Origin of the sequence: Catonella morbi ATCC 51271 (genome assembly GCF_000160035.2) — a bacterium.
GTDB classification, from domain to species: domain Bacteria; phylum Bacillota; class Clostridia; order Lachnospirales; family Lachnospiraceae; genus Catonella; species Catonella morbi.
Genome location: NZ_KI535369.1, coordinates 239,553 through 264,287, shown reverse-complemented (window position 1 = coordinate 264,287; position 24,735 = coordinate 239,553). Strand labels below are relative to the sequence as shown.

The 24,735-nt window shown below is 35.3% G+C and carries 22 protein-coding genes and 1 tRNA gene; 2 read left to right on the top strand and 21 right to left on the bottom strand.

All coding sequences use genetic code 11. The annotated features are described in order from the left end of the window. Nucleotides 1-82: 82 nt before the first annotated feature. The 21 genes from GCWU000282_RS16035 to GCWU000282_RS11705 form a co-directional block, all read right to left on the bottom strand. The gene (locus GCWU000282_RS16035; protein ID WP_023355369.1) at nucleotides 83-1,849 is read right to left on the bottom strand and encodes a DUF5688 family protein; all 1,767 of its coding nucleotides are present in this window, start codon (nucleotides 1,847-1,849) and stop codon (nucleotides 83-85) included. Continuing rightward, nucleotides 1,846-1,971, bottom strand: a complete 126-nt coding sequence (locus tag GCWU000282_RS17285; protein WP_023355368.1) for a hypothetical protein — start codon at nucleotides 1,969-1,971, stop codon at nucleotides 1,846-1,848. The genes GCWU000282_RS16035 and GCWU000282_RS17285 overlap by 4 nt, the downstream gene beginning before the upstream one ends. A gap of 230 nt (nucleotides 1,972-2,201) precedes the next feature. Next, complete coding sequence (locus GCWU000282_RS11795; RefSeq protein ID WP_023355367.1) at nucleotides 2,202-3,545, bottom strand: CHAT domain-containing protein; 1,344 nt, start codon at nucleotides 3,543-3,545, stop codon at nucleotides 2,202-2,204. A gap of 40 nt (nucleotides 3,546-3,585) precedes the next feature. Beyond that, nucleotides 3,586-4,284 (bottom strand): hypothetical protein, encoded by a 699-nt coding sequence (locus GCWU000282_RS11790; protein ID WP_023355366.1) that lies wholly within the window; start codon nucleotides 4,282-4,284, stop codon nucleotides 3,586-3,588. 115 nt (nucleotides 4,285-4,399) lie between these two features. Then, complete coding sequence (locus GCWU000282_RS11785) at nucleotides 4,400-4,693, bottom strand: hypothetical protein (RefSeq protein ID WP_023355365.1); 294 nt, start codon at nucleotides 4,691-4,693, stop codon at nucleotides 4,400-4,402. A 3-nt stretch (nucleotides 4,694-4,696) separates the two neighbouring features. Continuing rightward, entirely contained in the window at nucleotides 4,697-4,969 is a 273-nt protein-coding gene (locus tag GCWU000282_RS11780; protein WP_023355364.1) for a helix-turn-helix domain-containing protein, read from the bottom strand. A gap of 77 nt (nucleotides 4,970-5,046) precedes the next feature. Then, entirely contained in the window at nucleotides 5,047-6,006 is a 960-nt protein-coding gene (locus GCWU000282_RS11775; RefSeq protein ID WP_035040867.1) for a DUF6017 domain-containing protein, read from the bottom strand. 58 nt (nucleotides 6,007-6,064) lie between these two features. Beyond that, nucleotides 6,065-6,985, bottom strand: a complete 921-nt coding sequence (locus GCWU000282_RS11770; protein WP_023355362.1) for a ParB/RepB/Spo0J family partition protein — start codon at nucleotides 6,983-6,985, stop codon at nucleotides 6,065-6,067. A gap of 3 nt (nucleotides 6,986-6,988) precedes the next feature. Then, nucleotides 6,989-7,771, bottom strand: a complete 783-nt coding sequence (locus GCWU000282_RS11765; protein WP_023355361.1) for a ParA family protein — start codon at nucleotides 7,769-7,771, stop codon at nucleotides 6,989-6,991. A gap of 14 nt (nucleotides 7,772-7,785) precedes the next feature. After that, nucleotides 7,786-8,652, bottom strand: coding sequence for a ParB/RepB/Spo0J family partition protein (locus GCWU000282_RS11760; protein WP_035040666.1), 867 nt, complete (start codon nucleotides 8,650-8,652; stop codon nucleotides 7,786-7,788). Nucleotides 8,653-8,983: 331 nt separating this feature from the next. Further along, nucleotides 8,984-9,055, bottom strand: a tRNA-Arg gene (locus GCWU000282_RS11755). Between the two features lie 786 nt (nucleotides 9,056-9,841). Further along, on the bottom strand, nucleotides 9,842-10,702 hold the full coding sequence (locus GCWU000282_RS11750) for a PfkB family carbohydrate kinase (RefSeq protein ID WP_023355359.1): 861 nt from the start codon (nucleotides 10,700-10,702) through the stop codon (nucleotides 9,842-9,844). A gap of 11 nt (nucleotides 10,703-10,713) precedes the next feature. After that, on the bottom strand, nucleotides 10,714-11,682 hold the full coding sequence (locus tag GCWU000282_RS11745) for an SIS domain-containing protein (protein ID WP_023355358.1): 969 nt from the start codon (nucleotides 11,680-11,682) through the stop codon (nucleotides 10,714-10,716). Between the two features lie 36 nt (nucleotides 11,683-11,718). Beyond that, nucleotides 11,719-13,134, bottom strand: a complete 1,416-nt coding sequence (locus tag GCWU000282_RS11740; RefSeq protein WP_023355357.1) for a YfcC family protein — start codon at nucleotides 13,132-13,134, stop codon at nucleotides 11,719-11,721. 363 nt (nucleotides 13,135-13,497) lie between these two features. Beyond that, the gene (locus tag GCWU000282_RS11735; protein ID WP_023355356.1) at nucleotides 13,498-14,223 is read right to left on the bottom strand and encodes a GntR family transcriptional regulator; all 726 of its coding nucleotides are present in this window, start codon (nucleotides 14,221-14,223) and stop codon (nucleotides 13,498-13,500) included. A gap of 170 nt (nucleotides 14,224-14,393) precedes the next feature. Further along, a complete protein-coding gene (locus GCWU000282_RS11730; protein WP_023355355.1) occupies nucleotides 14,394-15,554 on the bottom strand; it encodes a glycerate kinase family protein in 1,161 nt (386 codons plus the stop codon). 264 nt (nucleotides 15,555-15,818) lie between these two features. Continuing rightward, entirely contained in the window at nucleotides 15,819-16,370 is a 552-nt protein-coding gene (gene hxlB, locus GCWU000282_RS11725) for a 6-phospho-3-hexuloisomerase (protein WP_156913143.1), read from the bottom strand. 57 nt (nucleotides 16,371-16,427) lie between these two features. Beyond that, on the bottom strand, nucleotides 16,428-17,426 hold the full coding sequence (locus GCWU000282_RS11720) for an ABC transporter permease (RefSeq protein ID WP_023355353.1): 999 nt from the start codon (nucleotides 17,424-17,426) through the stop codon (nucleotides 16,428-16,430). A 21-nt stretch (nucleotides 17,427-17,447) separates the two neighbouring features. Continuing rightward, entirely contained in the window at nucleotides 17,448-18,449 is a 1,002-nt protein-coding gene (locus GCWU000282_RS11715; protein WP_023355352.1) for an ABC transporter permease, read from the bottom strand. A gap of 12 nt (nucleotides 18,450-18,461) precedes the next feature. Then, nucleotides 18,462-19,964, bottom strand: coding sequence for a sugar ABC transporter ATP-binding protein (locus GCWU000282_RS11710; protein WP_023355351.1), 1,503 nt, complete (start codon nucleotides 19,962-19,964; stop codon nucleotides 18,462-18,464). A 76-nt stretch (nucleotides 19,965-20,040) separates the two neighbouring features. Then, nucleotides 20,041-21,138 carry an autoinducer 2 ABC transporter substrate-binding protein gene (locus GCWU000282_RS11705; protein ID WP_035040659.1) on the bottom strand — a complete coding sequence of 366 codons (1,098 nt, stop codon included), beginning with the start codon at nucleotides 21,136-21,138 and terminating at the stop codon, nucleotides 20,041-20,043. A 265-nt stretch (nucleotides 21,139-21,403) separates the two neighbouring features. Between GCWU000282_RS11705 and GCWU000282_RS11700 the strand changes: the two genes are divergently transcribed. Beyond that, a complete protein-coding gene (locus GCWU000282_RS11700) occupies nucleotides 21,404-23,164 on the top strand; it encodes a sensor histidine kinase (protein WP_023355349.1) in 1,761 nt (586 codons plus the stop codon). Further along, the gene (locus GCWU000282_RS11695) at nucleotides 23,161-24,702 is read left to right on the top strand and encodes a response regulator transcription factor (RefSeq protein WP_023355348.1); all 1,542 of its coding nucleotides are present in this window, start codon (nucleotides 23,161-23,163) and stop codon (nucleotides 24,700-24,702) included. Before GCWU000282_RS11700 ends, GCWU000282_RS11695 begins: the two co-directional genes overlap by 4 nt. The last annotated feature ends 33 nt before the right edge of the window (nucleotides 24,703-24,735 follow it).

The window sequence follows — 24,735 nt, the reverse complement described above, 5'->3', positions numbered from 1 at the left end:
CCTGCCTCTCCATAAAAATATGCCGGCAGGATGGCAGATGCCACAGGCCGACATATAATTATATTTTTACCGTTTTTTATCTTTATAAAGCTTCTCCGCCCTTTGATTTTGCTGCCTTTTCAGGTGCGGATTTTATGGGTATTTTGGAAACTTCCTTCTGTTTGCTCTTCATATCCTTAATCACAGAATCCCTGCCATCAGCCTTCATTTCAATATCTGTCATCTTTTCTTTCTGCCTTGCTTCAAACTTCTCTGCCAGCTCAAAGATATGTTCCTTTGAATCATAGTGGTAAACATTATCTGAGAGTATTTCCTCAGGCCTTAGTTCAGTTTTATTTATATGCTTAACCATATTTCTAAGCTCGTCCGCCATTCTGTCTCCTGTATCTTTAACTAAAAGAATCTCGTGGATGGAAGATGGGAGTATGAAAAAATCACCCCCTACTCTTGCAGCTGCTTTGTCCATAAAATCCTGATATGCAAGTATGCCTGCACCGGAATCCTTTCCTGGTACTGTCGCTACAAACATCTTTTCATCAGCATCATCCTTACCGTATGCACGCTCATAGGCTTCTTTGCCCATCATATCTTTTATTAGCTCACTCATCCCCGTAATGACTGCAGGCCTTATCTTAGGTGCATTGCGCAGGGCATCGTTTTTTAGCTGTTCATGGGTAATTCCCATCACGTCAATCATTCTATTGGTAATAAGTATTGAAGCAGCCATGCCTTTCCCCATTTCTCCACTATTAAGTGCAAAACGGTATACTGCAGCAAGGTCTTCAATCCTGTCATGAGGAATGCCTGTAAGCAATTCCTTATTTATTTCTGCAGATATTACCTCAACTGAAAGCTTATCTTTCATTGTCTCATAGTTAAAAAGTGTAGGTATTTCAGCCTTTGGAGTAAGGTCAAAACCATCTGCAATAAAATAGGCAGTGCTTCTAAGAACTCCGTTATAGTCACCGGAATGCTCGTATTTCGCAAATTTTTCTTCGAGATTGAAGTTTACTCCCATAATCTCCCCTTCAGGTACTACACTCATGGACTCATAATGTCCGTTTACCTTTCTTATATCGCTAATTATTACTGTCACATCACCATAACCTATATCATAAAGCTTTTCCTTTATGTCTTCAGAAAACTCCTTCTTAAATGTTTCATAATCCATATTTTCCATTCCTTTCTCAGATATTTCCATAAAGTTCATAACCCTGTATTCCTCCGGTATGCTTTCAATGGTACCGTCATAATATTCCTCAAATGAGTCACCATTGTCCCTTACATACCCGTTTTCTGTAAACTGTCCGTTTTCATCAAGTGCAATGTCCCTGCCATAGGATTCATAGTCAATGTAGTATCTCAGTTCATCAGGCACCTTCACCGGTTCTAGTTCATCAACATAATATATACCCAAGTCCTCACAGTTCTTAACATCCGGGTAAATATCATATTTATCAAGGTTGTCTGTAAGGTTGATTACATCCTTGACACTTCCCGTATAGTCACTGACCTCTAAGACTGCTTGGAATTTCTCTAGTTCATAAGAATTAAGTTCACCTATCTTTGAAGCCAGGTAATTTAATTCATCAAGATTTTCATACTCTCCGAAATTTATGTTCTTAACAAGGGCGTCAAGATTGCAGTTGTAATCAGTAATGAACCATTCTTCATATGCATTGCCAAACTCATCCTTTGTACCTATTCCGATTTTTTCAAATGCTTTCTGAATCTCTTCCGATGTAGCAGGAAACTTTACCCATTCGCCAATCAAAGTACCTTCATTGTATTTCCCAAGGTTTGTGATAAATGCCTCATATATGCCTTCTCTGTCATAATCATCACTCATGCCTGTTTTTCCTCCTTTGTTATTTCAAGCCGTCGCCTGATTTTATACATAAGAAAAGCACCATACCCATCACCGTTAAGTGAGAGGCTGGTGCCTGATTCTTTACCTGTATTCTTTTGCAAAAGAGGACTGCCTGAGATTTGCTATCTCATTTGTCCATCATAATGATATCATAGGTTGAAATGGAAAAAAAGAGACACACGGTTAGTCTTTGGTTAGCTTTTGGTTAGCCTGCGGTTAGTTTTTGGTTACTATTTTGGATTTTATGAGGTAGTTTTGTGATAAGCTGGTGCTCAAACTGAAATCTATCAAGACATTAATTATCTTATCCACATAAATAAAAAATGAAAAATCATAAAAGTTTTTTGTTGTATGCTTCTTCAAAAATATCATTATATAAAAAAATATTTTCTGGATATCCAATAAATTGATAAAAGAATGATTCTGGGAAAAAATCTTGTGTACTAAGTATATTTCCAAACTTCCCTTCCATCCCTTCTTCCACTAACATTTCTTTAATTATTTTTATAGTATCTGAGTAAATATGTGTTGACCGTAACTTTCCAACGCATCTTTCTAATTGAAATTCAATTATTCTCGACTTTCCTTTACTATTTGTATCATGCATCCACTTATTAAAACTTTTTGATTCAGACATTAATTCATGTATAGCATTCGTCGCAACTACGCCACACCATGCGTCACTTAATGTCTTATATTGTCTACTTTTATGTTGAGCCTCAACAATATATGTAAACAATCTTGTCATTAAAATCAAATTTCTATGTGCATCTACCGGAATAAATGTTCCCAAAACTGAAATAGCCCCATTACGAATAAACATATCTGCTATGTTAACAGCACCCATTCCTCTTGGGTTAGAATGACACGCACTTAATATCACTATTGGAGGCACCTTGATATCCTCAGAAGCCATCCAAAATTCTTCACCAACCATTATTCCAGCCATATTTTGTTTGATATTATAATATCCATGTGCTGAAATGTATAATATATCTGCATCCTGATTGTTCTTAATAAATTTAAGTATACTTTCAACACTATAAGTTTGTTGATAAGTAACCGAGAAACCTTCATATTCTTTTTCCATGTCAATCAACGTACTACGCACTAAATCACTCATTGGATATACATATTTATTCTCATCATTATTGATAATACATTCCGCTATAGCAACTTTACATTTTTTTCCTAAATAAACTTGTGTTTCTTTAAGTAATTCCATTTGCAATTGTCTAGTTAATGGGGTCAATGGTCTATAAGAAATATTTTTATAACACTGCAATGGAACTTCATCATTTTCTAAAATTGCTAATCCTATTGGAAAATCAGAAAATATAGTAATATCTTTTGCTCTTTTTAGCACTTCTATTTGAAAACTATTAAAACAACTACCAAGTAACTTTCCTAAATCGCTAAATGTTTTCCAAATATATCTATTATTTGTTCCATCCTTACATCTTTGTTCAAGTTCTCCATATTTTTGATATAACTCTTCTGTTACACATGGTAATTCCATTAAAATTCCACCACGTGCAATTGCTCTATGCACTCCTATTATCCTAATAGCTCGTTTTTCATTTTCAGATAATAAACTAGCAGATAAGCCATACTTTTTTTGTGATTTAGGAATACCAGGGAATGTTATCACAACACTAATATCAAATTTTTGCATTTGATTAACAATCTCATCATCATATACTTTATCAGCCTTATCATCCCAACAAGTTATGCCCTTTTTTTTTCATTGAAATCAAGGTGTTAAGGTGCGATATATTTTTCCATTGTATGTCAATACATGTTTTCTCTACCTCATTACAATTGAATATCTTTGACAACAAGTCATTTGTTTTTCCAAATTGTCGGCTAATATAAAGAGCTGGTAATGCTTTTAGTTTTTCTCCTTCTAACTTAAAGTGACTGTTAATATCCTTAACCACATCAAATTCAAAATCATTTTTTGTTTTTGATAGCCAAATTTTTTCCCACTGCTTTTTGATCAATTCTTGGTCTAACTCATGGGTATAGTATGTTCCTAGCAATGGATTTCTTTTCTCACAGTTACTTTTTATATCTTTATTGCAATCTTCAGTTAATATGAACATAGTGGGAACAATGTTATCTATATTCTGATTAATAAGTACATAATCTGGAACAAGAACAATTTGATGCGGTGTATCATATGATGATTCCATAAATTCTTCATCTAAATCATATATGTCAAATTCATTTCTAGGTAAATGCATTATATACTCTATTGCATCTAATGTTCCATTCAGATCATCATCTAACAGATGCATTGTCCCACTTTTATGCTTTTTTACTGATTCTGAATTACTAAATAAAACTATAGGTTCCCTAAACCCATTATCATTACTTTTGAACACTATAAAATATGTAAAATAATATTCCATTTATATCCACCACATTTCTATACTTCAAATGTCACAAATCCGAATTTGTCTTTCATTATACTCCATAAAAACATAAATTTAAATCCTTTTTTGCCTACCAAACAAATATGAAGCATCACGCAAAAAGCACATCCGTAAACACCTCTCTGATTTTTGCAATAAACAAGATGACAACTCCCCATGCATCCAGCATAAGGTAGCTAACAACAAGAATTGATATTGTAATGCCTAACTGCAGCCAATCCCGTGAAAAGAGGAACATAATTACTCCTACCATAGCAATAAAATTAACGAGTGCGGCAGCAAGACCGTATATTCTGGCAAATATACAAACAATATAGAATAGGATAGTGGTTGCAAGAATCATAGGAATTGCAATTATTTTCCCCAATAACTTTAATATAAACATAGTCTATATCTTCCCTTCTTTCTTCTCATTTCTAACCTTATACTCAATTAACTCAAGAACATATGGTGGCATTGACCTTCGCCCTAATTCCCACTCCTGCATTGTCCTGTACGGAATGTTAAGCCACTCTGAAAATTCTTTTCGGCTCATTCCCGATTCTTCACGAATTATTCTGAAAGCATAGTCTGTAAGCCTGCGTGCTTTTCTCTCTTTGTCTTCAGGCTTATCAATATCTATATTGATTCCATCTGAAGTTATTAAACTTATATCACTCATAAAATCCCTTTCTATGTAGTCAATGCGTATAGTTTCTTGTTTGTATTATATGTCGGCATTGACTACATGTCAAGTCATTATTTGCTATTTACAGTCAATTGCTGATAATCGTGGTTAACTTCTGCCTGGTAATACCCGCTGATTGTGCTTGGGGCATTAAAGAGTATGGTTAACATATATTTTTTAATGTTATGCACCTTGGTAGTGTTTTTAGCCATACAGTGCAGAGCATAGTTTATGTGCATATAGTTCAGTTTCAGAAATTTATCCCTTACCAGTTCTGCCGGATATTTGTTTGATGCTATCAGAATAGTATCATTTTTATTTAGCACCGTCTCCAGGATAAGGTCAAAGATGCCATCAAGAAGTTCAAGTTCATGAGGGTAATTTTCTTTCAGCAGTTCAAGCTCTATGTTCTCACGGATTATTTTGGTGTATTTATCCACATCATATCCCATCCCATCATCTGATATGATAAGATTAGATTCAGTATAACTAATATCAGTATAATTAATATTAGTATTATTAGGCTGTAATTTTTTCACTTCTTGAGATGTAATTTCTTCACCTCTTGAACTGTAATTTTTACACTTCAAGAGATGTAATTTCTTCACTTCTGAAATCTCTGTTTTTTCTCCAGAAGTGTCATTTTTACACTTCTGAACATTCTGTATCATAAACTGTTTCAGGTAAATCATTGCAGGTTTTCCCTGCCCCTGGCGTTTCCTTTCTATAAGACCTATGCCTATATCTGTATCAAGCTCTTTCATTATCGCAATAGCTTTCTTATTGCTGCAACCAAGAGCCTCCATAATGTCATCTAAAGAATAGTATATATAGGCCCGTCCCTCTTCATCTAACCACTGGTTTTTCACAGACAGGGACATCCTGTCTAACATCAGCCCATACAGAACCTTTGCTTCAACTGACAAAGCCTTAAAATATTTATCTGTAAACAGGAGCTTTGGTATCTTATAAAATGAAAACTGCTCAGCTTCTTTTCCATAAAAGTAGGAGAGTTTTATTCTTTCTTCCATACTTGTCCTTTCCGTTTCAGAAGTGCCGTTTTTACACTTCTGAAACATCATATTATATTTATTGTGTCTGCCTCTGTTCTATACTCCATTGTTCCAAAAGCCTGATTATTACATCTTCCCTTTCCTTTGCAGAAAAATTTGGTGGAAAATATTTATCCAGTTTCTTTTCTGAGAAAGATATCTTTGCACCTGTACTTTTTTGAGGCAAAGCTTCATTCAGAATAGAAATAACTTTGAACTGATTGATGTTTGATATGGCAGGAGAGTTCTTCAGGGCTTCTACCTGCAATGGTTTCAAAAATCCGTTATCTCTGTAATACTCATATACCCATTGCTGTATCTGTTTGTCTAAGTAAGAAATATCTACTCCCATAGCTATTGTTATTTTTTTCAAATCTATAAAATCAATTATTTCTGGGATTAAATCTGTTAATCTAATGTATTTATGAACTTGCCGTGCTTTTAGACCAACTTGATCGCCAACTATTGCAGCTGTCTTTTTTCCTAACTTGTCGCACTCAGTGCAACAAGTTCCATCAATATCAATTCTTGCTCCCTGTCTTCTCATTGCATCCATTTTCATTTTTAGACTAAAGGCCCTTTCACTAGGCAGTATTTCTTCCCTCTGAATATTTGCATCCACCATCTTGATTATGGCTTCATCATCTGACATTTCTTTTACTATTGCCGGTATTTTATCAAGACCAACAATCCCTGCCGCGTGGAGCCTGCGGTGTCCGGATATCATTTCATAATCACCATTCTTATCAGGCCTCACAATTACCGGATTCAGTATTCCATTTTCCCTTATGCTGTCTATAAGGGTATTCATTCTGTCATCATCCACTACCTTAAAAGGGTGGTTTGGAAATGAATGGATCCTTCTTACATCTATTTCCTGAGTGCCTGCAATCTCAGGTACTCCCAAAAGTTCATCAACTGACTGTAATTTTATCTTTCCTGCAACTCTGTTTGCCATACTTTATTCCTCCTTCAATACTTCATTTGTTAATGCCCGGTATGCTAACGCTGCCTTACCTTTCGGATCATAAGAATAAATGCTTCCTCCCTCTACGCTTACCTCGGATGCCCTTACCGACATAGGTATCTCTGTTCCAAAGACTTTGATGGAAGCTGAGTAGGTGTCATATACCATCATAGATATATCCCTTGCATAGTTTGTCCTGTTGTCTACCATTGTTAAAAGTATTCCCTCTATGCTAAGCTTTGGGTTAAGCTGCTTCTTTACCCTGCCTATAGTCTTTATTAACTGCTGTAATCCCTTGATTGGAAGGTATGCAGCCTGAACAGGTATTAAGACAGAGTCTGAACATGCAAGGGCATTTATTGTCATCATCCCAAGTGAAGGCATACAGTCAATGATGATGTAATCATAAAAAGTTCTCAGCTTATCAACTAATGCTTTTAATATAAGCTCCCTGCTCATTGCATTTACTAAAGATACTTCTATTCCTGAAAGCTCTATGTTTGAAGGAATTAAGTCAACTTCTTCTTTGTGGTGGAGTATTGTCTTTTGGGTATCCAGCTTTTCATCATTCACTATATTTAGCATTAAAGTTGCAAGTGAGTATTCCATTTCATCAGGCTCTTCATATCCAAGACTGATAGTAAGGCTTCCCTGTGGATCTGCATCTATCAGAAGTACCTTTTTGCCTGCCTGTGCTAAACCTATCCCTAAGTTCACACAGGAGACTGTCTTGCCCACTCCGCCTTTCTGGTTTGATACTGCTATTACTTTACACATAATCTGTTTCTCCTTTATTCATCCAAATATTTATTCATATTTTTCTTCAGCATTTCTAATATTTCACGCTTCATCTGTTCCGGCGTAAAACTTGTAGGAAAGAATCTGTGCAGTTGCTCATTCTTAAAAACAACACGCTCAATTTCTTTCTGTTTAACCTCGCTTAAGATATCTTCCATGCCCCTGGCTGTCAGTTTTCCATCTGCACTAAGTTTTTTTATCCTAAGTGCCTGCGATAATGATGGTGTACACCCTGCATAATCCATTGCTGTAAGCATTTCTTCCTGTTCTTTCCTGCTTAGAAATGAAAGCTGGACTGCCGGCGTAAATCCCATACTCCCATCATCTACTTTTTCAAGCATTTCCGGTATAAGGTCTGTTATCTTGATGTATCTCTGAACTTGCTTTGGGCTGTCGCCACATTCTTCTCCGATTATTTCAAGACTCTTCTTACCCTTATTGTGGTCCACCTGTCCACATTTCCTTCTGCCTGCCTTTCTCTTAATAGCTTCGTATTTCATCTTGTAGGCAAAGGCCTTTTCGCTCGGACTAAGCATTTCTCTCTGTAAATTTGAATCAACCATTGATACCACGGCATCATCATCTTTCAGTACACGGATTATTACAGGCACTTTATGATAGCCAATCTTCTCAGCAGCAAATTTTCGCCTGTGGCCGGATATGATTTCATAAGTACCATCCTTTCTTGGCCTTACAATCAGAGGGTTCAGTATCCCATACTTTTTTACACTTTCCTGCAGTTCAAGCATCTGGCTGTCTGCCCTTAGTTTGAATGGATGGTTTTCAAATGCCCTGAGTCTTTCTGTTTCAATTTCCACTACTTTTTCTTCTGCCGGTTCCATTTTTTTCTCTTCTGCCATAGGCAACTTCCTTTCCCTGAACGCGAAAAAGCCCGTCCAGAATAGATTGTTTTTCTCTAATCTGAACGGACTCTTCCGACAGGCCATTTCTCAGGCAAGACTATAGTGTTTGTTTTATTTTTGCTTGTTTTTACATCCCAAATCTCATCCTACTTTATGCTTAATCCCTGTGGGTGACAGTTTGAAAAATTTGGTCTGATGACAAGGTATCATTTTCGCTGACAAAATCATTTCTGTATTCTATGTTTCGCTGACAAATCTGTCACCGAAAATGCTATTTTTGCATGAAAAAAACGGTAATGATTTTGTCGTCATTACCGCTTAAAATGGATGTTCCCTGCGGGAATCGAACCCACAACTACAGCTTAGGAGGCTATTGTTATATCCATTTAACTAAGGGAACAAATGCCGTATTTTCAGGCTTTTCAGAGCCTTTCTATACGCTTGCCACATCTATGAATCCAATCACTCTCGTGATGAATTTCCGTCTCATCTTATTTTGACTTTTCGTCCAAATTCCAGTTCCATTCGAACTCTTACTTACCACTTTCTAACTTCCTTGGGGTTTAACTATGATTAAACCTTAGGAGGCTATTGTTATATCCATTTAACTAAGGGAACAAATGCCGTATTTTCAGGCTTTTCAGAGCCTTTTATACGTTTGCCACATCTATGAATCCAATCACTCTCGTGATGAATTTCCGTATCATCTTATTTTGACTTTTCGATTGATTTCCAGTTACAATCGAACTCTGACTTACCACTTTTTAACTTCCTTGGGGTTTAACTATGATTAAACCTTAGGAGGCTATTGTTATATCCATTTAACTAAGGGAACAAATGGCTTTGCCACCGAAACCTATTATAATAAGGTGCGGTGGCAAAGTCAAGAGAATTTATAACGAGCTTTATTTATATTCCAAGTTAAATTTCATAAAATAACCATTCTCCGGTTTCCTTTACTCAAACAACGACGGATTTAGGCATTCATCATAACTAATGGTAAAACCACCCTTATACTTAATTGACATATACAAAGTTTTATCTTCTCTGATAAGCTTTAGGCAACAGATATTGTCATTAAATTTATCTGTTATATTGATTTTCTGATCAAATAAAACCTCATAATTAAAGGACAGCCATCAATTTGACAGCTGTCCCAAATTTTTGTATTATTTACAAAATATCCTCAATCCTTATAAGGTATCCCATAACCAAAAGCACCGTCTATACGGCAAATTTCTGCTGCGAACTCTGCAGCGTCTTGAAGAGCCCTTGTGATTGCATCCGATTTTTCTATATCATTATGCAATCCGTCTATATAGCTATCCATAAAAATTGCAAGGAAAGAATCCCCTGCTCCCATTGTATCAACAACATTGTCAATCAATTTCGCAGGCTGTACATAAAACTGATTCCCGTCATACATCATACAGCCTTTGGAACCCCTTGTAACAGAAGCCAGTTCAGGCCCCAAAGAAAGAATAAATTTTAAATGTTCCTCTGCTTCTTTATCTGTGCCATCAAATGAGCAGAATGCATAATCTACATATTGAGCATATTGTTCATAATACTCCTTAGATGAATCATCCGAAAAATCAAATGAAATTTTTATTCCGGCAGCCTTCATCTTAGAAAGCTGTGATTCAGTATAGCAGTAATTTCCAGAGTGAACAAAATCAAACTCTTTCATATATGTAAGGTCAAAACGGTCAAGTATATACGGTGTCTTTCCTCTTATTCCTCCCTGATTATAGTCACCAAATACCCTATCGCCATCCTTTAATGTACATTTTGACCAGCCGCTTTCCCCTTCAAGCTGCTTACATTTTATCATCTCAATTCCCAGTTTATCCATAACAGAAATTATATATTCAGCAATATCATCGTCTCCAAAATACCCCATATATGCAGTTCGCTCTACCCCATACATCTTAGAATATACGCTTAAGTTTACACAGTTACCTCCTGGGTACATTATATGGGAGTGTTCATACATATCTACCACATTATCACCAAATCCCAAAACTTTAACTTTATGCTCTGTCATGCATTTCCCTCCTAGTATTTAACAACTCCCATATATCTTCTCATATCAAGCGGATGCTGACGCTTATTCTGTAAAGCAGTACGATAAGCCACTGTCATATTATAAAAAAGCATTGGGCAAAAATACTCATTTACACTCTCATCAATTTCTTCTATTCCAAGCTCTTTTGCATCTATAATCTCATATTTCTTGCCATACTTCTTAAGGAATTCAAGGCATCTTTCATCCATTTCCCTTGCAGCACCTGTACCCATAAGCAATATATACAAATGGTCTTCATCAGTGCATTCAAACGGTCCATGAAAATATTCTCCACTATGTAAATAGCAACAATCCATCCACTGCATTTCCTGAAGCGAGCAGATTGCAAAGCCATAGGCCTGGGAATAAGAAGCTCCCGAACCCATAATATACATGAATTTTTCATTATGATATTTCTCTGCAAACAGCCAGGTACGGTTCTGAACCCTTGCAACCGCCTTTCTGACTATAGTGTCTGCTTTTTCAAGCCCCTCCAAAATTATATCATACTTCTTATATCCCGACTCCTGTGCTCTTATTACCTCATTTAAAATATACATCACAATCCCCTGAGGCTTGTCTTTCTCATCTGTTTCAGGTTCCCAATTATATATAATCGAGTTAAATTCCTTTGCGCATACAGAGTCAGGATTATGTGTCATTGTAATTACTGCCGCTCCTCTTTCTGTTGCAATTCTTGCCGCAGCAACAGCTTCATTTGTGCTTCCGCCATGGGAACAAATCAACACAAGTGCATTTTCATTTAAAAATTTAGATGGTGACACCACCAGTTCTTTAGCTGTAAGCCAGTGCGGATGCAAAGTTTCTGACTCTGCATTTACAAAATAATACCCCGGATACAGATCCACCAATGAGCCTCCGCAAGCTACAAAAAATACATCCTTTATCGTCCTTGTCTCCAGTATATTTTTGATTATTTCTTCCACTCTTCCATTCATTGTTATTTCCTCCTGAATTTTACTGATTATTATCTTTTACATCCCTGCTGAGACAGTACAAAAAACTAATATAACCACTGTAAGAACCAGCCAGCATTTCCAAAATATTTTCCACCACTTTCCAAATGAAATCTTACAGATAGCCAAGCCTGCAACCGTTGTTCCCGCAACCGGACTCATAATATTTGTCATCTGATTTGCATATTGCAAAACTGTCACAGATGCTTCCGGATTTACACTATGTAAATCACAAAGTGAAGACATTATTGGAATGGAAAGTGCTGCCTGCCCTGATGAAGATGGTACCAGAAGCGCCAGTAAGCTTTGTACAACATACATACATCCTACAAATACGAAGTTGGTCGCTCCTTCTAAAATATTTGCCATTGCATTTAATATTGTGTCGATAATCATACCGTCCTGTGCAACAATCATAATTCCGTTACAAAAACCGATTACTATGGCTGCAAATGAGATTCCTTTTACTCCCTCAATAAACTCTTCGGCTATCTGTCTTTCATTCAGCCCTCCAATAATTCCCATGGCAATTCCCATTCCAAGGAATACCATGGAAAGTTCATTCATATACCATCCAAAGTTAATCAGTCCAAAGATTACCAGTGCAAGCCCGGCTATAAATACAAGTAAAACACCCTTTTGTTTTCCTGTAAACACTTCATTATCTACAGAAATATTCGCATTCATTGCAGCCCTTCTAATCCGATCATTTTCAAATGTCACCGATTTTTCCGGATGTTTCTTAATTCTGTTTGCGCGAAACATTGTGAATCCGATTATGATTGCCATAATAATCACAAATTGTATCATACGGAAGATCAGCTGTGGATTTCCTTGAATTCCTGCAACTCCCTGTGCAATAAGTACGCTGAACGGATTAATGGTTGAAGCTGCATATCCCATCGTTGCTCCACCGCATACAATCAAAAATACAGTTACTGAATCATAACCCATTGATAGGATAATCGGCATAAGAATAAGGTAAAACGGTGCCAGCTCATCTGACATACCAAAGGTAGAACCACCAAGTCCAAACAAAAACATAAGAATTGGAATCAAAATAATTCCTTTATTGCCAAGTTTCTTAACTAACTTCTTGAGACCAACTGTCATTGCTCCGGTTTTATCCATAATTGCAAATACCCCACCAATTATGAATACAAATGCGATTACTTCTATTCCCCTCTGTATTCCTTTACCGGGAGCCTGAAGAACCTGGGATAATCCCTGCCTTAAATCTCCGTCCTCAGTTACCTTTTCCACGGTATGATAAGTTCCTGACACAGCGACTTCTCTTTCTCCTGCAGCTGTATCCACAATTGTTCTTTCAAACGAGCCACTTGGAAGAATCCAGGTCATAATAGCCACAAATACTATTAAAACAAAAATCAATGTAATTACATGTGGCAGATGCAATTTCTTTTTTTCGTTCATATGCCATTTACCCCCTAATCTTTTTTGAAAACATTTCTATTCATCACGGTCAGAAATAATTTTATATGAGTACAATTTCTTCGTAATCCTCCAATTTTTGTTTAGTTTTTACATATCATTATATAACGTTATATTTATTGCTCTAACTATATCATTATATAACGTTATATGCAAGTGTATTTTGTCAGTTTTAACAATTCAGTAATTATATACAATTTTGCTTCTTTGTATTTGTACATATTGCTATGCAAAAACTATTTTAAGGTTAAAATTATAATTCTGCCTCCAAAGCATATAAAAAGAACCTACAATACAGCATTTTATGCTACATCGCAGATTCTGCTCAATTAATTTCAGTAATAATTATATGGTTATACGATACCGGTTTCCCACAATATTCTCATAACCTATGTATAAGGGGTTTCCCTCAGTATCGCTCCAATAAGTCGTCATGTTAAGCACTGCATCCCCGGGATTAATCTTTAAAATCCTGCTAAGCTCCATACCTGCATTTATTGCCTCAATTCCTGAAACACCGACCGGTGGGGCTTTAAGTTTCAAGTCCTCCATAATTGCTTTGAATAATGATCCATCCTCTAATCTCGAAACATCAAATCCCGCAAATAACTTTTCCGGGAGGTACAACTCTTCTTGAATAATGGGTATTTGTTCCACAAGCCTCAATCTTTTTATATAAATTACCCGGTCTTCCTCATTAAGTTTTAAAAACTCCCTCTTTCCTTTATCAGCAGTAATAATCTTTGTTTCCAAAATATGTGACTGTGCCTTAACATTGGCACTCTGACAGGTTTTTGAAAAGCTTTGAGACTTGCGCATTTCAATCTTGCGATGAATCTTGGGTGATTTTACAAATGTCCCCTTACCCTGTTTTTTTTCCAGATAACCTAGTTTGCACAATTCCTCCACAGTCTTCCTTATAGTAATACGGCTCACATTATAAATTTTCCCCAATTCTACTTCTGTCGGAATCTTATCTCCTGCCACATAGTACCCTGACTCAATCTGAGCCTTAATTTCAAACATCAGTTGCATATATAGTGATTGCTCTGCATCCTTTTTAAGCTTCATTTACACATTAACCTCCAAGTTCAAATATGGCTATGTATCATTTTCCAAATTTATAACATATCAAATTTAGTATATCATAAATCAGAGCAAAATAAAAAGCCCGATTTCAATCACTGCCACAATAGTACTTGTAAGTCAATCTAAAGCCCCTATCGTTGTAAAATTGTATGTCATTTCTTATTCATAAGACGAATCAGGCGAAATGCCTGCTCTGCCGTAGCTGCCATATTTTTGGCGGCATTTTTCGTATCCATAGCTTCTGAAAGTGAAACAACTTCTCTTAGTATTGGGAAAAATGCATCTATCCCATGTTCATTGCAGGCTATGGCATCTTCTGTCACACAGCCTGAGAATGCAATTACTTTCTTACCATATTTTTTAGCAATGGCCGCAACGCCGACAGGGGCTTTGCCCATGACTGTCTGTCCGTCAAGCCTCCCTTCTCCGGTAACTACTATATCTGCATCTTTTACATATTTTTCAAGCTCAGTCTCTTCCAATACAATTTTAATTCCTGATTCAAGCACAGCATTTGTATATGTTAAAAATGCAAATCCCATTCCGCCTGCTGCACCTGTTCCCGCCTGATTCATATTTGCGTTTGGATATTTTTCTCCGGATAATGCTGCATAGTTGGCAAGCCATTTATCCATCTGCATTATCATAGTAGGTGTTGCTCCTTTTTGCGGTCCGTAAATAGCACTCGCTCCCTGCTCTCCACAAAGAGTGTTTGTCACATCACAGGCAATTCTAAAAGTACAGTTTTTCAGTTCAGGAAGTACAAACTCATCTGATATAGTCTCTAGCTCGCTAAGTCCCCTTGCTCCAAATGCAACCTGTTTACCGTTCTTATCCAAAATGCCAAACCCAAGTGCCTGCAACATACCTATTCCGCCATCGTTGGTAGCACTTCCGCCTATGCCTACAATGAAATGCCTGCAGCCTTTTGCTATTGCGTCCTTTATCATTTCACCCACACCATAGGTTGTCGTCTCAAGAGGATTTCTGTCTTTTTCATCGACCAGAGTAATTCCTGCTGCCGCTGATATTTCAATAATTGCAGTCTTTACCTTATGTGTTTCTGAAGGCTCTAATATTCCATACTCAGCCTCGACTTCTTTTCCCAAAGGACCTGTCACCTTTACTTTTTCAAGCTTTCCGTTCATTCCGAGAGTCAATGCCACAGCTGTGCCTTCACCACCGTCAGCCACCGGACGGATTACAACCTCCGCCTCCTTATAGACCTTCATGATACCTTTTTTTATGGCTTCACCTGCTTCAAGTGAAGTCAGGCTACCTTTTAATGAATCAATCGCAATAACAGCTTTCATAGTAAATGTCTCCTTTGTGTAAGATACTATTGGCTTGATTTAATTTTCTTTATGACCATATGATATCAGGTTTAAATATTAAAATATAGGCTTAAAACTGATAGACTATAATCCATGCGTGTTTAGTGGTGCTGTAAGGCTTTTTCTGGCGATTTTGCTATGAAAAATAATAATAATTAGTTTAGGTAGTTATGAAACAAGACTGTTCATATTTAAACCCGCTGTAAAATAATATCTCTACAGTGGGTTTACTCTTTTTATAAATTATTCTAAATTCCTGTGGTTCTTTTCCATTTCCGACTTTGAAATATTTATTTTTTTTGTCAGCTCCATTATAATTATATCAAACAAAATCCATATGCTTTGCTCAAATAGATTCCCCATTGGCTGGATAGATGTAACCACATCCGCAGTGCCAAGGTAGACAGAGGCCGGAACGAAAAGCACTGTATCTGCCAGAGGTACGGTCTTTTTATATGGATCACCGGTAACTAATGCCACTCTGGCTCCATTTTTTTTAGCTTTTTCAACTACGTAGTGAATATGTCCAATCTCTCCACATCCTGATGTCGCAATTAATAAATCCCCTTTTCCTAATGAAGGAGTTGTTTCATCCCAAATCCAATGTACATTAAGTCCTAAATGCATAAGACGCATAGTAAAAGATTTCGTTGAAAGCCCTTCTCGTCCTACCCCGATTAAAATAATTTTTTTTGCTTTTAATATTTCTTCCATAAATACTTTTACTTGTGTCTCATCTACCCTTTCAAAAACATCGGAAAGTTCACTTAATATTTTCTTTGCTATATCTTTCATAAAAATTTCTCCCATACCTATCTTATTGTTAATATTTAGTTGCATAAGAACGCTATATCACGAAGCTTTTAAATATTTTTTAATTGAAAATCTGCCTATGAAATAGTTCATACCTAATACTATAATAAGCATAGAGCCCCATATCAATTTTTTAGTATATGGCGACAGTGACATAATGGTAAAAGCACTCGACATAATCTGCATTAAAATAATTGCAATCATTACACCTTTTACTTTTCCTTTTCCCCCGGCAGGATGAATACCTCCTATTACACATACAATCATTGTCTGTAGCAAATAAGAATCACCATACCCCACTTTTGCAGAATTTACTCTACTTAAAATAATAATACCTGCAATTCCTGCAAAAAAACCGGTCAGCATAAATACTCCTCTGCACATTTTCTCATTAGGAATAGCGCTAAATCTTGACGCAATAGGATTCTCACCATATAAATACAGCTTTCTTCCAAAACTCGTATAATCCATTATAATTCCAAGAAGCAGAGAAATAATTAAAAATAGCCAGAATATTATCGGTATATTAAATAACTTTGCTTCCCCTAAAGTAGCAAAAGCAGGAGTAATGTCTCCTACACTTGAACCACCTGTCAAGGCCATTCCAATCCCCCTAAATAACGTCATTGTTCCAAGTGTGGCAATCAAAGAAGGTGCAGAAGTTTTAGAAATCAACAAGCCGTTAAATAATCCGAATAAAATGCTTGTGGCAAACGCAACAAATAGTGCTATCAATATTTGTGCTGTTCCTGTTGTTCCAAATGACCACTTCCCATTAAGTACATAGGCCGTAAAAATTGCTACTGTATTAGCCCCTGCTATAATCGACAAATCAATCCCCCCGATTAAGTTAGAAAGCATCATTGCAAGGCAAAAAAAGCCAAACTCCGGAATTTGAAAAGCCATTGCTTGTATATTAGCTATAGAAAACATGGTATTTCCAAGAAAAATCCCTGACAATACCAAGGTAAGTATTGTTATTCCTATCAGTATTGTAAAATTTATATCATCCCAAATAACTCTTTTTATTTTTCCCATTTTTGCCTCCCTGCCGAATATTTACTCTGTAAATATCAGATTTTTTCTATTTCTAATTCTTTCCTGATAAGAGCTTACGGCAATGGATATAACCAATATGGCTCCTACAAATAAGTTGTTCCATGAAGATGATAACCCTATAAGGATTAAGGTTGAATTTAAAAGATAAATAATTACAACTCCCAGTACAGCTCCAAATATTTTACCTAACCCTCCTGTAATCTTGGTACCTCCGATTACTGCCGCTGCCACAATCATCAATTCGTCACCCACCAATTTATTCGGATACAGCGCATTTACCTGTGACACATAGACAATTCCCATAATACCTGCTAACACTCCCGAATATCCGTATACAAACAAACGAATTCGCGCCGGATTAAATCCTGCTCTTCTTGCGGATTCTTCACTATTTCCTATTGCTACAATTCCTCTTCCGGTCATTGTCTTATATAATATAAACCAACTTACAATTCCTACAATAATCACCGGAATAAATGAGACTGTAAGACCGATTTTTCCGCTTGATGCATTGATGTCTAAAATAGTTGCCTGTCCGAATTCATGCAAACAAGATGGGAGTACACCCGCACCAAATGATTTATCTCCTATAAAAGTAGTCATAATACCGTGAAATAAATTCTGTGTACCCAAAGTTATAATAAAAGGTGGTAGCTTTAACCAATTTATAAGAACGGCATTTACCAATCCAAGCATACAGCCTACTGTCATAGAAATAAGAAAGGCAAACAATAAATTATCTATTCCTAAAGCAATCATAATATTTATACCGGTATAGCTTCCAAATAAAGCAATAGCCATAAAAGAAACATCAATACCGCCGGAAATCATAATAAGCAATAAACCAATTACAACAATCATTGTCGTTGACGAAGTTCTGATTATATCAAATAAAGTCCCTAAGCTTAAAAACGCAGGATTCATAACTCCGACAAAAATACTGTACGCAACAATAATAATAATTAAAATTTTCTGGTACTGATCTATTTTTTTTGTCTTCATTAAATCACCTCTCTATGTTAATACTTCTTCACTAATAAGTTCTGCAATCATCTTTTCAGCTCCGGGCAGCTTCAACTCTTCTTCAAGAATTTTTACACATCTTCCTCCTGACATAATCATGACTCTGTTGCAATTTGCTAGTATTTCAGGTACTTCATCTGAAATAAGAATAATAGCCATCCCCTCATCCGCAAATTTGTGTATTTGCTCATAAATTTCTGCTTTTGACCCGATATCAATTCCCACAGTAGGCGTATCCATTATAAATATTCTGGGTGTATTGGCAATCCACTTTCCTATTACTACCTTCTGTTGGTTTCCGCCGGACAAGGTTTTTACAATCGTATTGATGGATGGTGTTCTTACTTTCAATTCTTCTACATACTTTTGCGCAATAATATCCTCTTTCTTTTTATCTAACATTTTATTACTTAAAATTTTATCTAAGATTGCTGAGGTTATATTTTCTTTTATTTTCTTTTCTATGAAAAGCCCTTGTGTAAACCTATCCTCCGGTAACAAAGCTATTCCATATTGCTTTGCTATCATAGGCGATGATATTTTAACTTCTTTTCCATCTATCTTTATAATGCCTGACTGTGTAGGATTTAGCCCAAATAAAGACATTGCAAGTTCTGTTCTGCCTGAGCCCAACAAACCTGTTAATCCAATAATGTCTCCCGGTCTGACTGTTAGGTTTATATCATCATATTGATTCTGCCTCGTTAGGTGGCTTATCTCTAAAACCGGTGTATTATTCTTACATTTTCTGTTATATCTGGGATATTCAACTTCTCGTCCTGTCATATAAAAAGACAATTTTTTTTCATCAAGCTCTTCCTTCTTAAAATCACCTATTTTATTACCATTTCTAAAAATACTGATTATATCAGCTACAGAAAAAACTTCGTCAAGTTTATGACTGATGAAAACAATAGCTAATCCTTTTTTCTTTAATTCCAAAATTACATTTAATAAGTGTGAAACTTCTTTTTTTGTCAACGCTGTTGTAGGCTCATCCATAAACAAAATCTTAGCATCTTGGGCTAATGCTCTACATATTGCTGTGATCTGACGATTTGCTAAAGAAGTTTCTTCCACAGTCTGATTTAGATCTATTGTTACTCCAATTTTTTTTAACTGCTTTTCTGCAATTTCTTTAATCTCTTTCCAGTTTACTACTTTTCTATTTTCAAACCGTAGTTTACCTATCGCTATATTTTCAGCAATTGTCATATGGCTAAACAAGGACAAATCCTGATAAATTACCTGTACCCCTTCTTTCATTGCTTGTATTGGAGTTAAAGAAGAGTAGGTATGCCCATTTAAGATAACCTCTCCTGAGTCCGGAACATATACACCCGATATACACTTAATCAGAGTGGATTTTCCGCATCCATTCTCTCCTGCCAGACAATGTATTTCACCGGGTTTTATTAAAACATCAATATTTTTTAATGCTTGAACTCCGGTAAAAGATTTATTTAAGTTACGGACAGCTAAAATTGCTTCCATATACTACCTCCAGCCTTTAATTATATGAGGTGAGGATGTCGTAAACACGGTATCCTCACCTCATTGTTATTTTTACTTAGAATCCATAATCGTCAATATTATCCGCCGTAAATTCTAATGGAGCATTCCCATAGGCAATATTTCCATCCACCTTTATATTATCATATCCGGTGATTTTTAAATCTGTTCCCGTACTTACACCCTGACCTGATGCAAGTAAGTATGCTGCATAGCAGGTTGCGTACCCGGCATCTGCCGGTCTCCAAGCCTGTCCGTGTGACATAGAGCCATCTTTTAAGTAAGTTGCTGACATTGATGGGAGTGCCAATGATACAACCTTTATATCCCCGGCTTTTCCTTTTTCTTGAAGAGCTTGACAAATACCTCCACCATGTGCTGAACAATCAAAAAATCCTTTAATATCCGGATAAGCTTTTAATATCTCTAAAGTTTTATTATATGCACCATCTACACTATTGCCGTCTTCATAAGGTTCTTTCGTTAAACATTTCATTTCAGGATACTTCTCGGATATATATGCAATAGCTGCATTGTACCACTTCATATGAGTCTCCATAGTGAGTCCGCCAACAAATCCAACAAATTCACCTTTGCCGCCCATTGCTTTCGCTAAGTTTTCCCCAAATAATTTGCCGAATTCTTCATTGACAAATGCCTCAACATCAAGGTCAACATTAGCTGCAATTCCCGGAGCTTCATGTGTTACAACTACAATACCCGCTTTACGGGCCTTTTCTATTGTTGGTATTAATGCTTCCGGATCATTCGGCACAACACAAATTGCATTCACACCTTGAGCTATCAAATTTTCCATAATAGAAATTTGACTTGCTGCATCTCCGGTTTCAGGCACCTGTACAGATACATTTAATCCTGTATCTTTTTTTAATTGCTCTACGCCTGTAGACATATCATCAAACCAAGAGTCACTTTGTTTTACAATCATTACCACTTTATAGTCCGCAGGATCTGCAGAAGTGCTTGAAGCTGTTTTTGTACTGTTGGTTCCGGATGTTACATTAGATTTAGACTCTGTCCCATTAGTTCCTGTACTACCCGATGTCTTAGTATTTTTAGTATCATTCGATCCACAACCGGCTAAAAGAGATACTGATAATACTATACAAGAAATTACCGCAAATAACTTTTTCATAGCAAACCTCCTCATTTTATATTATTGTTTAGCAAACTTTGCTGACAATCTATAGTTTTATTTTATATCATTTAACAACTTAATAAAATTCAATATTCCGATATGATATAATAAAAAACCGACTATTTGAGCAAAAAACCGTCCTTATACATCTATTGCTTGTCTTTTAGATTAAATTTGTTATAATTTAATCTAAATTATGTGCTAAATTTATAACATTAAGCAAATAATTTGTATTTTGTCCTTAAGGGAAGGAGAATATATTGTGAAACTTTCTAATATAAAGAAACATTTAAATAATTACTCGTTAAAAACTAAAATTATGTCATTAATTTTTAGCATCATAATTTTAACAACTGCAGCTTCTTATGTAAGTGTACAAATTATTTCTGTTTCTAATAATAGATTGCTTTACAAAGCTTTAGCCGGCTCTCTTTCCTATAGCGCACAAGATATATCTACAAAGCTTTCTAATATTGAAGCTATGTCAAGTACAATCATTTCTAACAAAGATATCAGAAAAAACCTTATATCACTTACCGATGACACAAATCCAATACATCTTCATAACACAAAAAGCACTTTAGATTATTTATTATTTGATTATTATCAGAATAATCGAATAAACTCAATAAGTTATATTAACCTCTATAATTCCAACTATGTAACGCACAGTAATGAGACGCAAAGCCATTCTACACCTGATTGGATTTTACAGGATATAATAAAAAAATCTAATCAAAAAGAAGGTTATCCTTGTTGGGTTACCGATTATTGCAATGAACAGGGATTATTTTTGGGTAGAGATTGCAGACGAGTAAACAAAATGAATTATGAAACTTTAGGAACATTAGTAGTCAAGGTTGATTTAGAAAAACTGGTTAGCACCTCTACCCGTTCTGTATTACTATCACCATCAGTTCAGTATATAATATATAATGACAATGATATTATTTTTCATTCTGATGAACTAACTGAAGGTTCTGCAACTTATATAAATAATAGCCTGACAAAGGAGTATGATGTATTAAAATGTGACAGAGAGGAATTTTTCTGTATTCGTGGAACTTTTGCAAATATGAATTGGAAATATATCTGTCTCATACCCTATAGTAATATTGCTTATACCCTAAATGTTTCGAGAATTTTGTCACTTTTGGTTGTCCTAGCCATTGTTATTATTTCTCTCATCTTTTCCAATTTAATAATAAATTCCATTACCATGCATTTTCATGGCTTACTGTCCAAAATGGATAAATTCGGTAAAAACGAAAATCTTGTACCTACAAATAATCATATTTATGATAACCGAAAAGATGAAATCGGAATTCTGCATAATCAGTTTGATAAAATGGTATTAAAAATACAACAACTGATTGAAGAAAATTATGTAAATGAAATACTAGCAAAAGATGCCCAAATTAAATCTCTGGAAAATAAAATCAACCCACACTTTTTATATAATACACTTGAAACCATCAATTGGCGGGCGAAGGCTATCGGCGAAAAAGATATATCATCCATGGTAGAAGCTTTGGGGGCTCTACTTCGCATTACTCTTAGTCAAAAAGAGACTACAACAACATTAGAGCATGAATTACAAATCGTTCGAAATTATATTACAATTCAGAAAATCCGCTTTGAAGAGCGATTATTCTATACAGAAAATGTTGACGAAAATCTTTTACAGATAGAACTGCCCCAGCTTACAATACAACCTTTGGTAGAAAACGCTATTAACTATGTTTTAGAAGAATTTATAGATACCTGTTGTATTGCTGTCACTACGGAAATCCGTGAAAACACTGTATATATACGGGTAACAAACAATGATTCGCAATTTGAAGAAAACTTGCTTAAAAAACTTCAAAATAGTGAAATTAAACCTCATGGGTTTGGAATTGGTTTACTGAATATTCATAAGCGTTTACAACTTATATTTGGAGTGAATTATGGTCTGGAACTATACAATCCGGACGAAAGCCATGCAGTTGCCCAAATAACTATTCCAAGGAGGCTATTATGATAAAATTGCTAATTGTAGATGACGAAAGAATTATTAGAGAAACTATTTCCACACTTATTGATTGGGATAGCCTGGGAATTCATTTAATCGGACTGGCACAAAATGGTTTCGAAGCCTATAATATAATCTTAGATGAAAGTCCTGATATCGTTCTTACTGACATAAAAATGCCCGGGCTTACAGGTTTAGAGTTAATTCAAAAAATATACGAAATCAATAAAAAAACACAGTTTATTATTTTATCAGGGTATGGTGAATTCGAATATGCAAAAACAGCTATGGAGTATGGAGTCAGGCATTATCTTTTAAAACCCTGTAATGAAGAACAAATTATTCGTAGTATTAACGAAATTTTGGCGAAAATTTCCAAGCAGACTGCCTTTGAAAAAATTGAGGAAGAAAAAAAACATCTTTTATCCAATATGTATCGTAATTATCTGCTTAATATTATAAATGATAGTTTGGTATCTGATTGTACTGACAAGGAAGCAATGTACCAATCTATCTATAAAAGATATAGTAAGTTTTTGGACTTTAACTATTCACCCTATAAAATTTTTTATATTTACTATTTGGAAATTGATTATTTAAATGAAACAATTAATAAGCTGGAGAGTTTTCGTCAAAATTATTCTCCGGGGATTTTATTTAGCTATATCTACGTACAAAATACATTAATACTTTTTTTCAACTCCTATACGACTAATTATGACGAACTCATTTCCTTTTTACAGGAACTTTCCTTTATTAATCAAAAAGTAGAGGTTACTATTAAACATACCAGCTTCAAGAACTTAAGTGATTTATTAAATCAGCTGCTCTTCAAGATAACCAGATATGAGATAATTTATTATTCTGATGGTGCTTCAATAACTACTATATGCAATTACAAGAATATTATATCAGATGTCAAAGTTTGCTCAGTAAAGATATTTTATGATAATAAAGAAGAGGCTGAAATTGCTTATTCTTCTATATTAAAGATACTTGCATCTGTTACAGATATTAATCTTTTAAAGCAGTTGATATCCTCAGTTATTATTTACTCTGCCTCAAAAAGTATGCTATACAGCTCTATTTCCGCCACTGAGTTTATGATTAAAGTAGGCAAATCAGAATCCTGTGAAGATGCCCTAAATTTGCTTACTTCAGAATTAAAAAAGATTTTTACAGATTATCATTGCTCTGAAATTATAGATACTTTAAGCCTAAAGATAATGGACTATGTTGAAGAACACATCTCCGACTCAGGGATGTCATTAAAGTCTATCGCAGAAAATTATCTTTACATGAATGAAGATTATGTAAGCAAAAAATTTTTGAAAGAAACCAGTCAAAAATTCTCCAATTATTTAACCGGAATTAGAATTAAAAAGGCAAAAGAATTATTAGCCAATATCAACCCCGGCAAAATCCAGTATGTCGCAGAAATGGTAGGATATGGGAATAATCCACAATATTTCAGCCTTTTATTTAAAAAGAATACCGGTTATTCCCCAAGTGCTTATATTAAACTAATAGGGAACAATAATGAATAATATATATATATCACTATTAATATTCTATTCATA